The 17,747-nt window shown below is 61.6% G+C and carries 19 protein-coding genes; 6 read left to right on the top strand and 13 right to left on the bottom strand.

What is annotated here, in order from left to right:
- The first annotated feature begins 51 nt into the window (after nucleotides 1–51).
- Complete coding sequence (locus tag FTO74_RS08350; protein WP_162537729.1) at nucleotides 52–954, top strand: DUF92 domain-containing protein; 903 nt, start codon at nucleotides 52–54, stop codon at nucleotides 952–954.
- On the opposite strand, the gene FTO74_RS08345 is transcribed toward FTO74_RS08350, so the two are convergent.
- Both FTO74_RS08345 and FTO74_RS08340 read right to left on the bottom strand, forming a co-directional pair.
- Entirely contained in the window at nucleotides 951–1,628 is a 678-nt protein-coding gene (locus tag FTO74_RS08345; RefSeq protein ID WP_162537728.1) for a YdcF family protein, read from the bottom strand. The genes FTO74_RS08350 and FTO74_RS08345 overlap by 4 nt on opposite strands.
- Before the next feature lie 172 nt (nucleotides 1,629–1,800).
- Nucleotides 1,801–2,445, bottom strand: coding sequence for an L-threonylcarbamoyladenylate synthase (locus FTO74_RS08340; protein ID WP_162537727.1), 645 nt, complete (start codon nucleotides 2,443–2,445; stop codon nucleotides 1,801–1,803).
- 188 nt (nucleotides 2,446–2,633) lie between these two features.
- Between FTO74_RS08340 and FTO74_RS08335 the strand changes: the two genes are divergently transcribed.
- The 3 genes from FTO74_RS08335 to FTO74_RS08325 are packed head-to-tail and all read left to right on the top strand — an operon-like array spanning nucleotide 2,634 to nucleotide 5,298.
- Nucleotides 2,634–3,428 carry an RNA methyltransferase gene (locus tag FTO74_RS08335; RefSeq protein WP_162537726.1) on the top strand — a complete coding sequence of 265 codons (795 nt, stop codon included), beginning with the start codon at nucleotides 2,634–2,636 and terminating at the stop codon, nucleotides 3,426–3,428.
- The gene (locus tag FTO74_RS08330) at nucleotides 3,425–4,759 is read left to right on the top strand and encodes a replication-associated recombination protein A (protein WP_162537725.1); all 1,335 of its coding nucleotides are present in this window, start codon (nucleotides 3,425–3,427) and stop codon (nucleotides 4,757–4,759) included. The genes FTO74_RS08335 and FTO74_RS08330 overlap by 4 nt, the downstream gene beginning before the upstream one ends.
- A gap of 50 nt (nucleotides 4,760–4,809) precedes the next feature.
- Nucleotides 4,810–5,298, top strand: a complete 489-nt coding sequence (locus FTO74_RS08325) for a glyoxalase/bleomycin resistance/extradiol dioxygenase family protein (protein WP_162537724.1) — start codon at nucleotides 4,810–4,812, stop codon at nucleotides 5,296–5,298.
- A gap of 70 nt (nucleotides 5,299–5,368) precedes the next feature.
- On the opposite strand, the gene FTO74_RS08320 is transcribed toward FTO74_RS08325, so the two are convergent.
- The 6 genes from FTO74_RS08320 to lnt all read right to left on the bottom strand — a co-directional run bounded on the left by FTO74_RS08320 (nucleotide 5,369) and on the right by lnt (nucleotide 11,902).
- Complete coding sequence (locus FTO74_RS08320) at nucleotides 5,369–5,968, bottom strand: thioredoxin family protein (protein ID WP_162537723.1); 600 nt, start codon at nucleotides 5,966–5,968, stop codon at nucleotides 5,369–5,371.
- An 85-nt stretch (nucleotides 5,969–6,053) separates the two neighbouring features.
- A complete protein-coding gene (locus tag FTO74_RS08315) occupies nucleotides 6,054–8,153 on the bottom strand; it encodes a thioredoxin family protein (RefSeq protein ID WP_162537722.1) in 2,100 nt (699 codons plus the stop codon).
- 79 nt (nucleotides 8,154–8,232) lie between these two features.
- Nucleotides 8,233–8,640: a CoA-binding protein gene (locus tag FTO74_RS08310; RefSeq protein WP_162537721.1), complete on the bottom strand. Its 408-nt coding sequence runs from the start codon at nucleotides 8,638–8,640 to the stop codon at nucleotides 8,233–8,235.
- Nucleotides 8,641–8,651: 11 nt separating this feature from the next.
- Complete coding sequence (locus tag FTO74_RS08305) at nucleotides 8,652–9,146, bottom strand: DinB family protein (protein ID WP_162537720.1); 495 nt, start codon at nucleotides 9,144–9,146, stop codon at nucleotides 8,652–8,654.
- 53 nt (nucleotides 9,147–9,199) lie between these two features.
- Nucleotides 9,200–10,331 (bottom strand): peptide chain release factor 2 gene (gene prfB, locus FTO74_RS08300; RefSeq protein WP_181955723.1). Its coding sequence is split into 2 segments (ribosomal slippage): nucleotides 9,200–10,261 and nucleotides 10,263–10,331, totalling 1,131 coding nucleotides; the frame shifts between segments, so codons are not numbered across the junction.
- 11 nt (nucleotides 10,332–10,342) lie between these two features.
- Entirely contained in the window at nucleotides 10,343–11,902 is a 1,560-nt protein-coding gene (gene lnt, locus FTO74_RS08295; RefSeq protein ID WP_255462629.1) for an apolipoprotein N-acyltransferase, read from the bottom strand.
- A 403-nt stretch (nucleotides 11,903–12,305) separates the two neighbouring features.
- Between lnt and FTO74_RS08290 the strand changes: the two genes are divergently transcribed.
- The gene (locus tag FTO74_RS08290; protein ID WP_162537717.1) at nucleotides 12,306–12,647 is read left to right on the top strand and encodes a hypothetical protein; all 342 of its coding nucleotides are present in this window, start codon (nucleotides 12,306–12,308) and stop codon (nucleotides 12,645–12,647) included.
- A gap of 92 nt (nucleotides 12,648–12,739) precedes the next feature.
- Here the strand turns inward: FTO74_RS08290 and FTO74_RS08285 are convergent, their stop codons facing one another.
- Both FTO74_RS08285 and FTO74_RS08280 read right to left on the bottom strand, forming a co-directional pair.
- A complete protein-coding gene (locus tag FTO74_RS08285) occupies nucleotides 12,740–13,285 on the bottom strand; it encodes a class I SAM-dependent methyltransferase (protein WP_162537716.1) in 546 nt (181 codons plus the stop codon).
- Nucleotides 13,286–13,439: 154 nt separating this feature from the next.
- Nucleotides 13,440–13,781 (bottom strand): polymer-forming cytoskeletal protein, encoded by a 342-nt coding sequence (locus FTO74_RS08280; RefSeq protein ID WP_162537715.1) that lies wholly within the window; start codon nucleotides 13,779–13,781, stop codon nucleotides 13,440–13,442.
- Between the two features lie 211 nt (nucleotides 13,782–13,992).
- Between FTO74_RS08280 and FTO74_RS08275 the strand changes: the two genes are divergently transcribed.
- Complete coding sequence (locus FTO74_RS08275) at nucleotides 13,993–14,940, top strand: hypothetical protein (protein WP_162537714.1); 948 nt, start codon at nucleotides 13,993–13,995, stop codon at nucleotides 14,938–14,940.
- A 2-nt stretch (nucleotides 14,941–14,942) separates the two neighbouring features.
- Here FTO74_RS08275 and menC read toward each other — a convergent pair whose 3' ends face one another.
- From menC to mazG, 3 genes are read right to left on the bottom strand one after another with little or no spacing between them, the layout of a single operon-like run.
- On the bottom strand, nucleotides 14,943–16,055 hold the full coding sequence (gene menC, locus FTO74_RS08270; RefSeq protein ID WP_162539779.1) for an o-succinylbenzoate synthase: 1,113 nt from the start codon (nucleotides 16,053–16,055) through the stop codon (nucleotides 14,943–14,945).
- A 23-nt stretch (nucleotides 16,056–16,078) separates the two neighbouring features.
- Nucleotides 16,079–16,849 (bottom strand): GNAT family N-acetyltransferase, encoded by a 771-nt coding sequence (locus FTO74_RS08265; RefSeq protein ID WP_162537713.1) that lies wholly within the window; start codon nucleotides 16,847–16,849, stop codon nucleotides 16,079–16,081.
- Complete coding sequence (gene mazG, locus FTO74_RS08260; protein ID WP_162537712.1) at nucleotides 16,849–17,667, bottom strand: nucleoside triphosphate pyrophosphohydrolase; 819 nt, start codon at nucleotides 17,665–17,667, stop codon at nucleotides 16,849–16,851. Before mazG ends, FTO74_RS08265 begins: the two co-directional genes overlap by 1 nt.
- Nucleotides 17,668–17,747 lie beyond the last annotated feature (80 nt).

Below are 17,747 nucleotides of genomic sequence, written 5' to 3'. Positions count from 1 at the left end.
GTCTTGGCTATGCTCAAGGTTCGATTGTAAATCAAGGCAGGGGTGGAGAGCGTGGCAGCCGAACCGAATGTGAGTCCTCAAGAAATACTATGGCGAAAACCGATCCCCCTTGAGCGAGACCGTCGGCAATCGAGCTGGCTGGTGGCCGTGGTGGGAGTTCTGCTGGCGGCGTTATGCGCGGAGACGATCCTCTGGGCGGCTGTGCCCTGGCGGGAGCTGGCGGTCAGCGCCATCTTCGCACTGTCGGCCTGGAGGCTGCGGGCCGCAACCCCGGCGGCAGCCGTCGCGGGAGGCTCGATCTGCCTGCTGCTGACCTTCTGGACCGCCTCGGGGCTGCGGCAGAGCGTGATGCACACGGCGCTGACTCCCCTTCTGGCACTCTTTGTCATCACCTTCTCGGCCACCCGCGCGGGCAAGCGGCGCAAGATCGCCGCCGGACTCGCCGAGGGTAGACGCGGGCGGAGCGCCTCGCAGATCATCGCCAACCTGGGGGCCGCCGGGCTTTTTGCCGCGTTGCCTGTTCTGACAATTCACAGGGCAACGGTGCCGCTGTTCCTCGGCAACCTGATCCGTGTGCTGGCGCTGGCCGCACTCGCCGAGGCCACGGCAGACACAGTCTCCTCCGAGATCGGTCAGGCCTTCGGGGGCAGGCCGTTTCTGCTGACCAGCCTGCGCCGCGTCGAGCCGGGCACCGATGGCGCGGTCAGCCTCCTCGGCACCGTCGCCGGAGTCGTTTCAGCGGCACTGGTAGCTCTGGTGGGCGCATGGGCGATGTTTCCCCAAGTGGGAACAGCAGCGGGGATTGCTCTGCTGGGAGGAGTGGCGGGGTTGGTCTTTGACAGCCTGCTGGGCGCAACGATTGAACGCAAGGGATGGCTCGGCAACGATCTGGTGAACTTCACCTCGACGGTCTTCGCAGCCGTGATCGCCTACCTGCTGTTTCGGATGATCTAATCTTCGTTCCGGCCCTCGGCCCAGCGGTGCACGCTGCCGTTCAGGTGCAGGGTCAGCGCGGTGTAGCTGACGATCTCGTGCAGGTACCGCATCGCCAGATCCCACGGGCCGATGTTGCCGAAGCTCGGCCGCGGCGAGGTGTAGACGTCCAGCCCGGCGGCGGCGCAGAGCTGCTGGATGCGGAACAGGTGGGTCGGATCGCTGACCACCACGATGCTGTGCATCTGGTTCTCGCGCGCGATGGCGGCCAGACGGCGCACCTGCTGCTCGGTATCGGTCGAGCGCGTCTCGGCGATGATCCGTTCGAAGGGGATGCCGTTGGCCAGCAGATAGTCTCGGCCCACGCCGCCCTCAGTCTTGCCCGAGTCGCGGTCTCCACCGCCACCCAGCGTGATGACGATGGGGGCGATCTGCATCCGGTAGAGCTGCACGGCGTGGTCGAGCCGGGCGTGGAAGACCGGCGACGGGCGACCGGCGTACTCCGCCGCGCCGAAGACCGCGATGGCATCGGCGGGCTGGGCCTGATCCTGCTCGGCGACCTTGTTGATGCGGAGATAGATCCAGAACGACCACGCCAATGCCACCAGCACCAGAAGAGCAAGCAGACGGCCGAGCAGACGCGCGAAGCTGCCGGAGTCTGAAACGGATCGCGGGTTGGAGGGGCGAGCGGTCATGAAAAAAGCGTCAGAAGTCCGTACGCGTGCCAAAAGGGAGTGTACGGTGTCCTTAGGTGATTGGAACAGTATCGCCCGGTATGGGCTATCGCGCCAATCCCAACAGCAACAGCGTCCTAACGCCGGACGAGCGGCGCTTCGTGCGGTTCTGGACGCTTCGCGTGTTTCTTGCCTACCGTTGCAGGCAGAGGGCTATCTCATGCGTCGGGATCGCGCCCTCACGCAGGATCATCCACGAGTTGCCGCCACCCGAAAGATCGACGATCGTCGTAGCCACCGTGCGCGAGGTCGGACCGCCATCCACGATGAGCGGAATCTTATCCCCCAACTGGTCGAAGACGGCGCGGGCATGGGTGCATTCAGGCAAACCGTGCAGGTTCGCGGAGGTCGCCGTGATGGGTAGCCCCAGACGATCCACCACGGCGCGGGAGATCGCTGCTTCGGGCACGCGCAAGGCCACATTGCCGGTGTTGGCCGTCACCCGCAGCGGTAGCCGCGAGCTGGCCTTGACGATGATCGTCAGCGGCCCCGGCCAGAAGCGCTCGGCCAGCCGGTCGAAGGCCGTGTCGATATTGCGCGCGAGGCCATAGGCCTGGGCGACGTCGGAGATGAGCAGCGAGAGCGGCTTGTGCCGGGCGCGGTTCTTCAGGTCGTAGATACGCTCGACCGCGTAGAGATTGACCGGATCGACGGCGAGCCCGTAGAAGGTATCGGTCGGGAGCGCCACCACGTTGCCTGTGTTGATGCTTTTGACGACGTAGTCGATGAGGCTGGCTTCGGGCTCGTCGGGATGAATGCGGAGAATCTCTGCCGTCAAAGTTCAGGCTCCTGTGCCGGTTTCAGTTTGGTAAACGACCACGGGCCATCACGGCTGGGTCAGTCGAGGGCCGTTCCCTAGCATACCGTCTGACGGCCTATGGCGAAACGGGGGTGCCATGACTGCGTGGACCTTTTTCCCACAAACCGCCGGAGCCTTTCCCATAACCGGACGCGTAAGATTTTGAGATGGGGTTTACTCAAAGCGGCGAACAGGCAGTGGTGACGAGCCGCAGCAATGCGCGGGTGAAGCAGTTGCGCGCGGCCTTCGCCGGGCAGGCGAGGCTGAGCAGCGGACTGGTTGCGATTGAAGGCGAGCATCTGCTCGAAGAGGCTCTGCGCAGTGGGCAGGTGCTGAAGACCGTCTTCGTGAGCGAGCGGCGGGAGACGCCGTCGTGGGTGCCTCGCGGGGTTGAGGTCATCCGGCTGGCTGGCGATGTCTTCGCGAGCTGCGTCGAGACGCAGACGCCGCAGGGGATCGCCGCGCTGCTGGTACCGCCGACGGCGAGCGTCGAGGCGATGCTGGTGGGGACTCCGCTGATCTTGATTGCTGTGGGATTACAGGACCCCGGAAATTTAGGCACGCTCATCCGCTCGGCCGAGGCGTTTGGCGCAACGGGAGTGATGACCTCGCCGGGAACCGTGAGCCCGTGGAACCAGAAGGCTATCCGAGCCTCAGCCGGATCGGTCTTTCGGATGCCGCTGGCGGTCGCGGGGAGCGAGGAGATGAAGCTGCTCGAGGCCCATGCGGTAAGGCTCTTTGCCGCAATGCCGGAGGACGCGAAAGACGCGGGCAGCACCGACCTGACCGGACCGGCGGCGCTGCTGATCGGCAACGAGGGCGCGGGTCTGGGCGAGGGTTGGGTCTCAATGGCCGACGCGCGGATAACGATTCCCTGCCCGGGACGCGTCGAAAGCCTGAACGCCGCGGTGGCGGGATCGCTGCTGCTGTATGAGGCTTCGCGGCAGAGGAGAGTGCTTTGAGCTTATTCGATACATCGCCGCTGGCTGCCGCGCAGGCCGCCAAGCAGGCTCCGCTGGCCGAGCGTATGCGACCGCGCACGCTCGCCGAGTACAGCGGGCAGCAGCATCTGCTGGGCGATGGCAAGCCGTTGCGGCTCGCCATCGAGCACGACGACGGCGGCTCCATGATCTTCTGGGGTCCGCCCGGCGTGGGCAAGACGACGCTCGCCAAGATCATCGCGCAGGTCACCCAGGCCAGTTTTATCGAGTTCTCCGCCGTGCTCTCGGGCATCAAGGAGATCAAGCAGGTGATGGTCGAGGCCGAGAAGGCTGCGGGCTTCGGCTCGCGCACCATCCTGTTTGTCGACGAGATTCATCGCTTCAATAAGGCTCAGCAGGATGCATTCCTGCCCTACGTGGAGCGCGGGACGATCCGGCTGATCGGCGCGACGACCGAGAACCCATCGTTCGAGATCAACGCGGCGCTGCTCTCGCGCTGCCGCGTGTACACGCTGGTCGCGCTGAGTGAAGATGAGGTTCTGGCGCTGTTGCGGCGGGCTCTTGCCGATGAAGAGCGCGGGTTGGGAGCGATGGGGCTCGAAGCCGACGATGACGCTCTGACGACGATTGCGGCCTATGCCAGCGGCGATGCTCGCAACGCGCTGAACGCGCTCGAAGTAGCGGCGAAGCTGGCCGACGGGCGCGGCGGCAAGACCATCACCAAGGCTCTGGCAGCCGAGGCCATGCAGCGGCGGATGCTGCTCTACGACAAGAAGGGCGAGCAGCACTACGACATCATCTCGGCGCTGCACAAGAGCGTGCGCAACAGCGATCCGGATGCGGCGCTCTACTGGCTGGGACGGATGCTCGAGGCGGGTGAAGACCCTATGTACTGCGCGCGGCGGGTGGTGCGGATGGCCGTCGAGGACATCGGACTGGCCGCGCCCGAGGCGCTGAACCTGTGCCTCTCGGCTCGGGACGCGATGCACTTCCTCGGCCAGCCGGAGGGTGGGCTGGCGCTCGCGCAGGCGGTGGTTTATCTGGCGTTGGCTCCTAAGTCTAATGCGGTCTATACAGCTTACAACGCGGTGAAATCCGATATTCAGGCAACCATCGCCGAGCCGGTACCGCTGCATCTGCGCAATGCGCCCACGCGTCTGATGAAAGAGCTGAACTACGGGCGCGACTACCAGTACGCCCACGACGTCGAAGGTCGCGTGGCCGACATGGAGTGCCTGCCGCCCTCGCTCGCCGGGCGGCGCTACTACCAGCCCACGCAGGAGGGACGCGAGCGCCAGTTGGCGCAGCGGATGGAGGAGATTTCACGGATTAAGGCAGCAAAACGTGGGTAGAGCGTGGTAGATTTTCCGTGTTCACCAGATCCGCCTGATCGAGGATGCCCATGTCCACTCCCGTACCGCCTCTGACTCCCTACCTGATCGTCTCGAACGCAGCCGAGGCCATCGAATTCTACAAGAAAGCCTTCGGCGCCATCCAGGAGGGAGAGGCCCACCTGATGCCGAAGACCGATAAGATCATGCACGCGCGGCTGCTCGTCAACGGCGCGATGATTATGCTCTGCGACGACTTCTCCGAGATGATGCACCAGCCGTCGATGACACCCATTGCGCTGGGTGGAACGCCGATCACGCTGGCGCTGCAACTGGACGACGTGCAGAGCTTCTGGGACAAGGCCGTGGCAGGCGGCGCGACCGTGAATATGCCGCTCGCGGATATGTTCTGGGGCGCTCGCTACGGGCAGTTGACGGACCCGTACGGGCATAAGTGGTCGGTCTCCCAGGAGCTGCGCCAGATGACTGCCGAGGAGACGCAGGCAGCAGCCGACGAAGCGCTCGCCAGCAGGGGCACGCTCATGGGCGATAAAAACTAAGGCAAAAGCGCCCTCACGCCGGGCAGGCGGCACTTCGTGCGGTCTTGGACGCTTCGCGTAAAGGCAAAAGCTACTGCGCGTACTTCACCGAACAGCCGTAGGAATGCGTCATCGGTGTCGGCACCGGCTTGCCCGCTATGGCGGCGTTTAGCGCCTCGCTAACGTAGTTGTGCGCGTGAGCGATCTCGGCTGGGTCTGGCGTGGGCTGATCGTCGATGGCTCCCTGGTAGATGACCTTGCCATTGGGGTCGATGACGAACATGTGAGGCGTCGTCTTGGCCTGATACGCACGGCCAATCGTACCGCTCGGGTCTAGGATCGCCGCCGTCGGAGACGCGTGCATCTGGGCCAGATAGGCGTTCTCTTCGGAGGGTGTCACATTTCCCTGCTGGCCGGGAGCCGACGAGATAACCGAGAGCCAGACCACGCCCTTCGCAGTCCACTCCTTTTGCAGCTTTTCCATGTTGCCGCTGTTGTACTGCTTCTGCTCGTAGGGACAGCCCTTGTTGGCCCATTCGAGCACGACGAACTTGCCTTTGTACTGCGAGAGCGAGTGCGTGTGGCCGTTCGAGTCGGTTCCGGTAAACTCCGGCGCTAGAGAGCCGGGCGGGATGGCGTAGGCAAGGGTAGAGGCGAGGAGAACGAGGGGAGTAAAGCGGATGAGATGCATGGGTACAACCTCCGAATGGAGGATGAACTGCGCCTCAAGTTTGCTCCCACTCGCCTTTGGGATGCAAGTGAAAATTCACGCCGAGCTACTTTGTATCGCGTTCGATGGCGTCGAGCACGAGGCTCTTGGTCAGCAGCTCGGGCAGAACGTCGGCCTTGCTGTCCTGCTTGCCCGGATAGAGCACGTAGGTGGGTACGCCGCTCCGGCCCACTGCGGCCAGTTGCTTGGTGATCTCCGGGTCCTCGTGGGTCCAATCCGCGCGCAGCAGGGTAACCTTGCCCGCCGAGAGCTGGCGTTCGACATCCGCCGAACGCAGGACGGCCTTCTCGTTCACCTGACAGCTCAGGCACCAGGCGGCGGTGAAGTCGATGAAAACGGGATGCCCTGCGGCGCGGGCCTGGTCGAGCGTAGCCTGCGAGTAGGGCTGCCAGACGAGCGGATCGCGGTTCGGCTGAACCAGAGGCACCGCCAGCGCGACGGCACAGAGTAGCGTGGCGGCAATGGCGCTGCCGGTCTTGGCGGGCCAGCGTCCAAGCGCCCAGCCCGCGATGGCCAAGATCAGCAAACCGAAGAGCAGGCGGGCGATATGGTCGACGCTATCGCTGACGCTGCTCGAATAGAGGCTGCCGTAGACCCAGACCAGCCCGACCACCGTGATGAAGAGCGGCACGGAGGTAAGCTGCTTGAGCACCTCCATCCACGCGCCTGGACGCGGCAGCAGACGGGTCCAGCTCGGCTGGAACGTAAGCAGCAGGTACGGCAGCGCGAGCCCTACTCCGAGGGCGGTGAAGACCGCAAAGGTAATCAGCGGCGGCTGGGCCAGGGCGAAGCCTACTGCCGCTCCCATGAGGGGAGCGGTGCAAGGGGTTGCAACCACAGTAGCCAGAACGCCGGTGAAGAAGCTGCCGGTGAGGCCCTCCTTCTTAGCCAGACTGCCGCCCGCGCTGGTGAGCGAGAGGCCGAGATCGAACTGGCCCGCCAGCGACAATGCGAAGAGGAAGAGGAACGAGGCCAGCACCGCGATGAACGTCGGCGACTGGAGCTGGAAGCCCCATCCGGCCTGACTTCCGCCCGCTCGAAGAATCAACAGGATCGCGACGATGATCCAGAAAGAGACGAGGATGCCGAGCGTGTAGACGAGGCCGTGCGCGCGCATACGGCTGCGCTCTTCGCCCGAGGACTGCACCAGGGCCAGCCCCTTGAGGAAGAGAACCGGGAAGACGCACGGCATCAGGTTGAGGATGGCTCCGCCCAGCAGTGCGAGGCCGATGGCGCTGAAGGCAGTGAGCTTGCTGGCCGAGCCGTTCTGCGCCGCACCAGCCGCTTGAGGAACTTCGCCAGCCACGACCGGAGCCGTGAACTCATACGCCAGCTTGTCGTTCAGGCGCAGCAGCCCATGCATCTCCGAAGGCAGCTTGGTCAGATCGGGCGACCGCTTGACCCGCAGCCGGAAGCCGCCGGGGATACGCTCGAAGCTCTGCTCGGCGGCGTTTTGAATCTGGTCCTGATCGAAGGGGTAGAACTCCACGTCGCTGGTGTCGTCCTTGGTCAGCAGCGTGAAGACGAACTCGTTCGCGCCACCTGTGACGGTGAACTTATCGCTCGCGGGCAAGGGCTTCGGCAGCGCGTTGATCGCCGCGCCAAGAGCGCCAATCGGCTGCCCGGCGGGGCTGTTGGGAGCGATCTTCAGGTCCAGCCCCATGTGCGCCTTACCGGGGATGCAGACCTCGCGGCAGACCAGCCAGCTCACCTTGGCATCGAGGTGTACCGTGCCGGGCTTCAAGTCGGGAGAGGCGGTGAGCAGCATCGGGAACGCCGCCGTGTCTTCGTAGCCGAAGTCCATCAGCGGTCCCAACGGCAGCCGCGTGGGCGGCGCAAACTGCATCGGCCCTGCTGTGATTCCGGCAGGCAGCGTCCACTCCACCTTGGGTGCCTGGCCGGAGTCGCCCGCGTTGATCCAGTAGACGTGCCACTTCTCTTCCATCGTCAGCACAAGCCCAGCCTGCAACGTGCCGCCGGGCGAGATCGACGGGGCCAGCGTCACCATCTCTGCCGTAAGATGCTGGGCCTTCACCGGACCCGGGCCGCCATCGCCGACCACGGCGATCTGTGCCTGGGAAGAGACACCAAACAGAAGCAGAGCAGCGGCAAAGAGCAGAGAGAGGTGGGTACGCATAACTTTCATCACGAACAATTGTATGTGCCTCGACGGATATTAGACGCAGCCGCCACAAAATGATGACAAAACAATGACGGCATGTGAACTAGACCTTGGCACGATGCGCGTGCTCGACCATGATGCAGCGGTCCATCACCACCTGGATGCCCGCTGCCTCGGCCTTTGCCGCTGACTCCAGGTCGACGATTCCCTGCTGCACCCACAGCCGCTTGAGGCCGAGCGCGATCATCTCGTCGACAATCGCAGGAATCGCGGCTGGTAGACGAAAGACATCGACGACATCTGGAGTAACCGGCAGCTCGCTCAGCGACTTGTACGCCGTCTCGCCCAGCGCCGACGGGATCGTCGGATTGACCGGAAGAATACGATAGCCGTGGCTCTGCATGTAGGCCGAGACACGGTGGCTGGCCTTCGCCGGATCGTCCGACATGCCAACGACAGCGATGGTCAGGCCGTCACGCAGCATCTCGCGGATCGCTTCGGGTTCATTCATGTGTCACCCCGCTATTTGTGCCACGCGCCGAGCAGCCGACGCAGCATAACCAGCTCGCCCAGATGGTACGCATTGTGATCGGCGACCAGCAGCGCCTCGCGCAGCAGGTTCTGACCATCGCCCCAGAGGAACGGCTTGTACAGATCGATGTTCGGCTTGAGCAGAAGCGCCTCAAACTTCTCGCGGTCGTGCCGGATGGCATCGACCGTGTGCTGCCACGACTGAGCGCTCGGCGGCTCGGGCGACTTAGGCCAGTAGTCGTCCGGCCACTCCATCGAATGGTATCCGCCGGTGGGCGGGGCCGAGAAGTTGAGGATGTCGCGCTGGGTAATGCGCAGGTGCTCCAGCAACTGCCACGCCGAGTAAGGCAGGTTCGGCACCACGGTCCCGCGCAGCTCTTCGGGAAAGCCTTTTACAGCGGAGTCGAAGTCCGCGTGGGCCTGGCCGCCGCGAAGCAGCGCCAGCAGTTGAACGACGACGGGATTCGAGCTTTCAACCTGAGCCATAGGTCAATACCTTTCGGGCCTTCACCGTGTTGGATGCTCGAAACCCCGTTGAGTTACAAGTCTTCTGAGTCGTCGACCGTCGCCGGTAGATTTCCTTCGCGGCGCATCCGCAGGTAGCCGCGGATAAACGGCTCCAGGTCGCCGTCGAGCACCTTGTCCACGTCGCCGACTTCAACGCGCGTGCGCAGGTCCTTGGCCATCCGGTACGGCTGCAAGACGTAGCTGCGAATCTGCGAGCCGAAGCCAATCTCCAGCTTCGAGTCCTCGATCTTGCGCGTCGCCGCTTTCTTTTTATCCAGCTCGTACTCATACAGCTTGGAGCGCATCATCTTCATGGCGCGTTCCTTGTTCTTATGCTGCGAGCGTTCGTTCTGGCAGCCGGTCACGAGGCCCGTCGGCAGGTGAGTGATGCGAACCGCCGAGTCCGTCGTGTTGACGTGCTGGCCGCCCTTGCCGCCGGAGCGATAAGTGTCGATGCGGAGGTCTTCCACCTTGATGTCGATGACGATGGTGTCGTCGATCTCAGGGGAGACGAAGACGCTGGCGAAGCTGGTGTGGCGACGCTTGGCCGAGTCAAAAGGCGAGATGCGCACCAGGCGATGCACGCCGGTCTCGCCCGAGAGCAGGCCGAAGGCGAACTCGCCGCTGATGGTGAACGTAGCGGACTTGATACCTGCCTCGTCACCATCCTGAATTTCGTTGATCTCCACCTTGAAGTGCTGGCGCTCGCCCCAGCGGATGTACATCCGCATCAGCATCTCGGCCCAGTCCTGGCTCTCGGTGCCGCCCGCGCCGGGGTGCACCGTGACGATGGCGTTGAGCATATCGGTCTCGCCCGAGAGCATCGTCTTCGACTCAAGCTGATCGGCGTACTCGACCAGCGCGGGGATCTCGCGCTCGAGATCGGCGAGCGTAGGCTCACCCTCGCGCGCAAGCTCAAAGTAAGCTTCAATGTCCTCGGAACGGCGGAGCAGCTCGGTGTCGTCCGCAAGCAGCGTCTCCAACCGCTTACGCTCACGCATCAGCGGCTGTGAGCGCGAGGCATCGGCCCAGACGGCAGGGTCGGCGATCTTCTCTTCGATGGAGGCTAGTTCACGACGCAGGCGAGGCGAGTCAAAGATACTCCCGCAGATCGCGCACTTTGTCGCGGACCGGGGAGTAGGCGTATTCAAGATCACTCAACATAGAGATTTATTCTAGTTCATTCGGCGCAAGAAGCTAAATAGAACCGCTGCACCAGTTATCAAGGCACAGAGATAAGCCAGCCAGTCACCGAAACGAGTGTAGATGGTCTGGTCCTGAGTAAAGCCGAAGCGGAAGGCAAACGCCGCACGCACATGACGCGGCGCTTCGACGGCGATCTGCCCGCGTGGATCAATCGCAGTGGTGATGCCGGTGTTAGTCGAACGCAGCACCCAGCGATGGTTCTCGATGGCACGCATTCGAGCCATGTTCAGGTGCTGCCACGGCGCGCCGGTGTCGCCATACCAGCCGTCATCGGAGATATTCACCAGCACTTCGGCGCCACGCTTTGCAAACTGCCTCACCTCATCGCCAAAGATAGACTCATAACAGACAAAGGCACCATAGGTGTGATCGCCGAGCTTGAAGACTGAACGGTCCTGTCCACGATCCATGTCGCCGACGCCTTCGGTCAGCTTCTGCGCGAAGGAGAAGAACTCCTTGAAGGGAACATATTCGCCCCACGGGACCAGGTGAATCTTGTCGTAACGTCCGCGATATTCTCCGCTGCGATCGAAGACTGAGGCAGAGTCGTAAAGGTAATAACCACGCGCAGGAATGTTACTCATATCCACGCCGAGACTACCCGCTACCACGGCCGCATCCGCACTCCGAGCCATCGCACCAAGCTGCGCGCGGAAGTAAGGATCGGAGGACTCGAAGTGCGAAGGAGCCTCAGGCCATACGATAATATTCGGAGTTACTCCCGAAGTATCAGACCAATGGGTTGCTCCGCCTTCTTCTTTAAAAACGTACGGATGAAGGCTTCCGTTGATGAACTGTTCATACTCCTGGCTACGAGTAAGTGGGATTACTTCTCTGCCCACTGCGCCGACGCTTAGATTCTCCTGCATCAGCACCGCAATCTGGCTGGGCGAGGAGCTACCCGTATCACGCAAGGCAGGTACTCTTCCCGCAACTTCAAGAATAAGTGCCAACGCCACAGCTACTATCGGTAGAGCGATAACTCTTCGTGCCCTCTCCAGAAATAAAGACGCGATGCCCGCGTTGACAGCGGCGATGACAAAGCTAAGCCCCATTACGCCAGCAACCGGAGCCAGACGCGTCAACAGAAGGTTATCTACCTGCGTATACCCCAGCAGGTCCCAGGGAAATCCGGTAATCTGGCCGCGTGCAAGCTCGACGGTCACCCATAAAAAAGGAGCTGCAAGTAAGGCACCACGAGCACCCGAGGCCGAACGGCGTATGACCACAAACATCGCCGCGAAGAGTCCGTGGTACAGCCCTAAGTAGAGGGAAAATAAAAATAATATCCCCACCGATACAGGCTTAGGCAGCCCTCCGTAGAGGTACATCGTCTGGTAGATCCAGTAACAGTTGCCCGCATACCAGACAATGCCGCAGAGATATCCAAGCATCGCGCCGCGCCGTATGGATAACGGCTTCCCCGTCTTATCCGGCTGAATCAGCGCGTAGAACAAGGGCACAAGCGCAATCCAGCCTATCCCTGTTCGCCAGGCAGGCACTGGTCCGGCAAGAGGAAACGGAAGCATCTGCAGGACTGCAGAGAGAAGGATCGAAAGCCAGACTCGCGCTGGAATAAGTCGCATAACCAGTCGAAGTCTAACATTCACCCGGCGGAAAGGTACTTCCTGAATACCTTCAAAAGCCTGCATTAAACGCAGCGATCAGCATTACGTAACAAAATGACACCGAGTGACACAGCCGATCTTGCGTTACAGATCAAAGTATTTTTATTCGACTTTATTTCGCTTGAATGAGACGCACTCCGGCTCTCATTTTTTATTTGCATACCCATCGAATTTAATTTGCCAAGTACTTTTGTCAGTTTTTCTTGCACGATGCACGATTTTTTCTGTATCGTCAATTCTGTGGTTCGCCGCCGTGTGCAGATAAGTACCTCTCTGCATCGTGCGGAAGAAAAGGAAGGTATAAGTGGAAGTTAGTAATATCCTCGCTGTCATCGACGCCGAGATCGCCAAGCTGCAACAGGCCCGGGCGCTTCTCGCTGGTGCTGCGACTGCACCGAAGAACGGTCGCGGCCGCCCCAAGGGAAGCAAGAACAATGTGGCCTCCGCCATTGCGAACACGCTGAAGGCAGTAACTCCGGCGAAGACCGCGGCTCCGGCAAAGACTGTAAAAGCTGCAAAAGTGGCAGCCAAGACTGCCGGTGGCAAGCGTCAGCTGAGCCCCGAAGGACGCAAGGCCATCGCCGATGCGATGAAGCGCCGCTGGGCCGAGCGCCGCAAGCAGGCGGTCAAGCAGGCTGCGAAGTAAATCGCTTCACTGCTCTTTTCTAACTTTTTTATTCTTTGTTAAGAAAAAGAGGCATCGCTCTGGGCGATGCCTCTTTCTTATTTCATATGCGCCTAACGCGTAACAAGCACCTCTCGCAAGGAATCTTTGGCAAGAAAAGAGCGATGGCTGCTGAAAGACTCGAACAGCTTCTCGACTTGACGCGTGGTGAAAGTCTGCTGGATGGCGTAACTGCCGAAGCGCTGCATCTCCACCGTATCGTTGTCCGTCAGGTGATAGCGCACGAACTCGGTGTCAGGCCCAGTCGGCTTGGCGTGGAAGAAGGCCAGCACCTGCGCGCCGGGATCGGTCACATCGTGGAGCCGCTCGATAACACGAGGCAGCGCCGCGGGCGGCAGATAATCCGCCATATCCCATAGCGTCACCACATCGAAGGTCCTGCCCGAGAAGTTAAGATTCTGGGTAAGAAAGCCGTCGATATCGAAGCTGGCGCTTCCCTCCGCGTTCTGAACGCTCCACTCCGGCCGATTGGCCTCTTCCACCAGATGGGCCATGTAGATGCTATGGCCGAGCCCGGTCACATAGTTGATGTTCGAGGGAGAGGTAGGCCCGATGTCGAGCACGCGCAGCCCCTCGTTCGACTGCAGGTGCTTCCTCATCTGGGCCCAGCCGCTGGAGTGTCGAGGCGTACGCTCAGTCTGAAGGCGTGCGGCGGCGGCATGATCTCTTTTACCGAAAAAGCTCACGTAGCAGTGTCTCCTTACAACTCAAGCGGCGGTCTCTTACGTGTTGCATCGAAGCGGGCGACTGCCGTCAAACGGCGCTCGATCCAGTCAGCTCAATACGTCCCTTGATGACCGCAGTATCCTCCACCGAAAGCCGGCTGGCAATGACATCTCCATGAACAACAGCAGTCTGACGCAGCTCCAGCCGTCCCGTGGCCTGGATATTTCCGTCGACCCGTCCAAAGACGATCAGATCCCGCACGGCGATATCGGCTTTGATGCCGGCATTGGGCCCGATGGTCAGGCGGCACTCGGTCAGCGTGATCTTACCCTCCATCGTTCCGTCAAAAAAGAGATCTTCGCTGCCCAACAACTCGCCGCGAATGACGACGGACTTGCCGATAACGGTGGAACCCTCTGCTGGCTTCATGGTCGAACGATCTCCTTGTTATTTCCGGTTAGATGAAGCACTGTTTGGTAGACCTGCTTTTTTACGTCGCTTGCCCGAACTATACCCATCCCTCAACGCGGAGGCAAACGAGAAAACTTTGTACCACCTCCGACGTCTGACACCTGTACGATCACTGCAGGGGTACATGCTGCAAACTCCTCCCTGCAACCATAGGAGCGATTTGGCGAAGATGGCATCGAGAAAAGACCGGCGGATGTTGCAGAGAGCGATCAGTCTGCCTTTTCCGCTCAGCCCTGCGGCTCGAACGATGCACACTCTCCTGTTTCTTCTTGCGTCGATCTCTATCCTCTCGATGCAACTCTGCGCACAGCAGGGCAATCCATCGGGCGATCCCAAGAGCTGGGCCGAAGATGCCGCGCACAACGAGCTGAAGGTCATCCAGTTCGACCGCTTCTATCTGCGCTACCGCGCACACATCGCAAACGCCCGCGGAGTTCAGTTGCGCGACGTACTCGAGACGCGTGACGGCACGGTGGCGCGTCTGATCGCCAGAGACGACCGTCCTTTGACCGCAGAGGAGGACGCTGCCGAGCGCAGCCGTCTACAGGCCATGCTCGATTCGCCCGCAGCCTTCGCCAAGCACGTCAAGGGCGACGTTACCGGCAAAAAGCTGGCGGTCGACATGGTAAAGATGATGCCCGACGCCATGATCTACACCTACGTTCCCGGCCAGCCGCAGACGGGCCGCCCCGGGCCTCATGCGCCCGAGGTGGTGCTCGACTTCGCGCCGAATCCGCGCTGGTCTCCGCCCAACCTCTACGCGGAGGCGCTCACCGGCTTCAAGGGCCGCATCTGGATCGACTCCGAGAGTCGCATCCTCGTGCGGCTCGACGGAACTATCTTTCAAGGCGTCAACTTCGGCTTCGGGATGATCGGCCACATCTACCCCGGCGGCCGGCTCATGCTGGAGCAGACTAACGCCGGACAGCAGCATTGGATCTTCTCCCACTTCGTCGAGCACCTCACGGTCCGCGCGCTGATGGTCAAGACCCTGCATGAGAACAGCGAGATTACCTCGTCCGAGTTCCAGATGGTCCCCGCGATGAGTTACCAGGAAGCGATTCACACACTGCTCGAGACGCCCCTGCCGACGCACATCGCCGCATCCGGGCACTAAACTTAACTACGCCGCAGCGTCGTCTTCCTCACTGTCAGCGAGTCGATGCGATCTCGCCGCACTACAAAGCCGCTGCCCGGCGTCGTCGGCACCACAATCTCACCGGCCTTGCTCACTGTAACCTCCGGTTCAATCACATCCTCAGCCCAGTAGCGCTTCGAAGCCGATACATCCCCCGGCAGCGAGAAGTTCGGCAGCGACGAGAGCGCGATGTTATGCGCGCGGCCGATGCCGGTCTCGAGCATCCCTCCGCACCACACCGGAATACCGCGCTCGGCGGTCGCGTTATGAATCGCGATAGCCTCGCTGAATCCGCCTACACGGCCGACCTTGATGTTGATGATCCGGCATGACTCCATATCGATCGCCGCCAGCGCATCGCGCCGGTTGCGGATCGATTCATCCAGGCAGATCGCGGTCTCGAGCCGCTTCTGCAACATCGAATGGAAGTAGAAGTCGTCGTACCAGAGAGGCTGCTCGATCATCAGCAGCTTGAACTGGTCCCACTCCGCGATGCGGTCGATGTCCTTCATCTGGTAGGCCGAGTTGGCATCGCAGCTCAGCAGAATATCCGGCCAACGATCCCGCACCTTCTCGAAGAGCACCGTGTCGCGCCCCGGCTCGCACTTCAGCTTGATGCGCTGATACCCCGCCGCCAGCTCGGTCTCAATCTTCTCCATCAGTAGCTCATCGGTATCCTGCAAGCCAATCGAGACGCCGCACGGAATCTTCTCGCGCGTCCCGCCCAGCAGGTTCGCCAGAGAGATCCCCTGCCGCTGCGCCTCCATATCCCACACCGCGTTCTCGAGTGCGGCCTTGGCCATGCGATGTCCGCGCACCTGCTTGAAGATATCGGGGCAATTTCCTCCGCCCTGCAGCTCGGCCTTCAACAGACGCGGAGCCAACTCGCTCTCGGTGATGATCCACGCGGTGTCGATCATCTCGTCGGAGAAGTAAGGATGCTCTCCCGCCGCGCACTCGCCCCACGCCGTCAGGCCATCGGCCTCAAGCTCCACCAGCAGGATGCGCCGCACCGTCGTCAGCCCAAAGCTGGTGCGAAATGGAAACGCGAGTGGCATCGTGATCTCGCGAAGGTGAATGGCGTCTATCTTCAACATCGAGTCCTCTTTCCAAGCCCTTAAAACTTCAAGTCAGGATCAGCCGCAGTCCCCAGCACGAAGGTGCCGTTACGCTCTGCATCGACCTCGTACCCTACAACCGCAAGCCCGCGTGCGAAGCCGCTCTGCAACGCCTCACGGTTGCGCGTCTGCACCTTGAGAGCCAGCGCACGCTGCTCAGGGTTCTGCTTCCACTCATAGACATCAACCGGCACATTGACCTGCTCGACCATCTCGGCCTTTGCCGATTCTCCACGCAGCACGCGCTGCACACGCTCGGAGCCCAGCCACCACTCGGCATAAAGCCGATCCGTCGGCAAACCGCCCTGCAACGGCGAGCTGGACGGTCCATAGAAGTCCGGCTGGTAACGCCGCACGATAGCACCGAGCCGCGTAATGTTCAGGTGCGCGTTGCGAATCTCCAGCGGGTCGAAGGTCCACTCGATCAGGCGAATCCCGCGCGCCAGTGCATCCTCCCGCTGCGCCAGCTTCATGCGCCGCCCCAGGCCGTAGTTGCGATACTCCGGCAGTACCGCCAGCATGTGCGAGTGCAGGTACGGCACTCCATTGCGGATGCCGGGAATCGCCATCAGGAAGCCCACGATGGTGTCTCCGTCGAAGGCCCCCAGCACCTGCCCTCCGATGCGATTGGCCACGATAAACATCTTGCGCGGAATCACATCCCCGCTCGAGTAGCCCCACGTCTCCAGTTGTAGTTCGACACACCGCTCCAACTCGGCAAATGTGCTCAGTGCCCGGATCGGCAACTCTTTGCGTTCGTTCTCGTTCATTATTTTTGCTTTGCCCTTTGCCACATTGCTTCCAGTTCTTCCGACGAGGAGGCTGCCAACGCATCGGCACTTCCTGCCTCGCGCTCCATGACTCCAAACCGCGCGCGAAACTTGGCGTTAGCCGCACGCAGCGCAAACTCGGGATCGAGCTTCAGATGCCGAGCCAGATTCACCGCGGTAAACAGCAGGTCGCCCAGTTCTTCGAACGCGGCCTCATGGTTCGGCTCGTCGCCGACCTCCGCCTTCAGCTCCGCGATCTCCTCATCGAGCTTCGCAAAGAGCCCGCTCGCATCCGGCCAGTCGAACCCCACCTTCGCCGCCTTCGAGCCGATCTTCGCCGCCTCGATCATCGCGGGCATACTGCGCGGCACGTCGTCCAGCATCGACTCCGCAGCCACAGGCCGAGCCGCTTTTTCCTGCTGCTTGACCGCATCCCACGTAGCCTTCACGGCCTCGGCGTTCTCTGCCACCGCGCTGCCGAAGATGTGCGGATGCCGCCGGATCAGCTTGGCGTTCAGATTCGCTGCCACATCGCCGATGTTGAAGTATCCGGCCTCATCGGCCATCTGCGAGTAGAAGAGCACCTGCAACAGCAGGTCGCCCAACTCGTCCTTCAGCTCCGGCCACGCCCTGCGCTCAATCGCGTCGAAGACCTCGTAAGTCTCCTCGAGCGTATGCCGCTTGATCGAGTCGAAGGTCTGTTCTCGATCCCACGGGCACCCATCCGGCCCGCGCAGACGGGCCATCAGCGCAATCGACTCGGCCAGCGCGGACGCGCCGGGCACACTTTCTTGATCCTGCTCAGGTAAACGCTTCATCCTGAATCACTCTAAACGATCCACCGGCTCCACGGGGTGCTGCCGAACAGGCTGACGCAACCGAAAGAAACGAGTTATTC

It is taken from the genome of Granulicella sp. WH15, from assembly GCF_009914315.1.
GTDB lineage: Bacteria > Acidobacteriota > Terriglobia > Terriglobales > Acidobacteriaceae > Edaphobacter.
The sequence above is the reverse complement of the archived record's forward strand: the minus strand, read 5'-3'. Positions and strand labels throughout refer to the sequence as shown.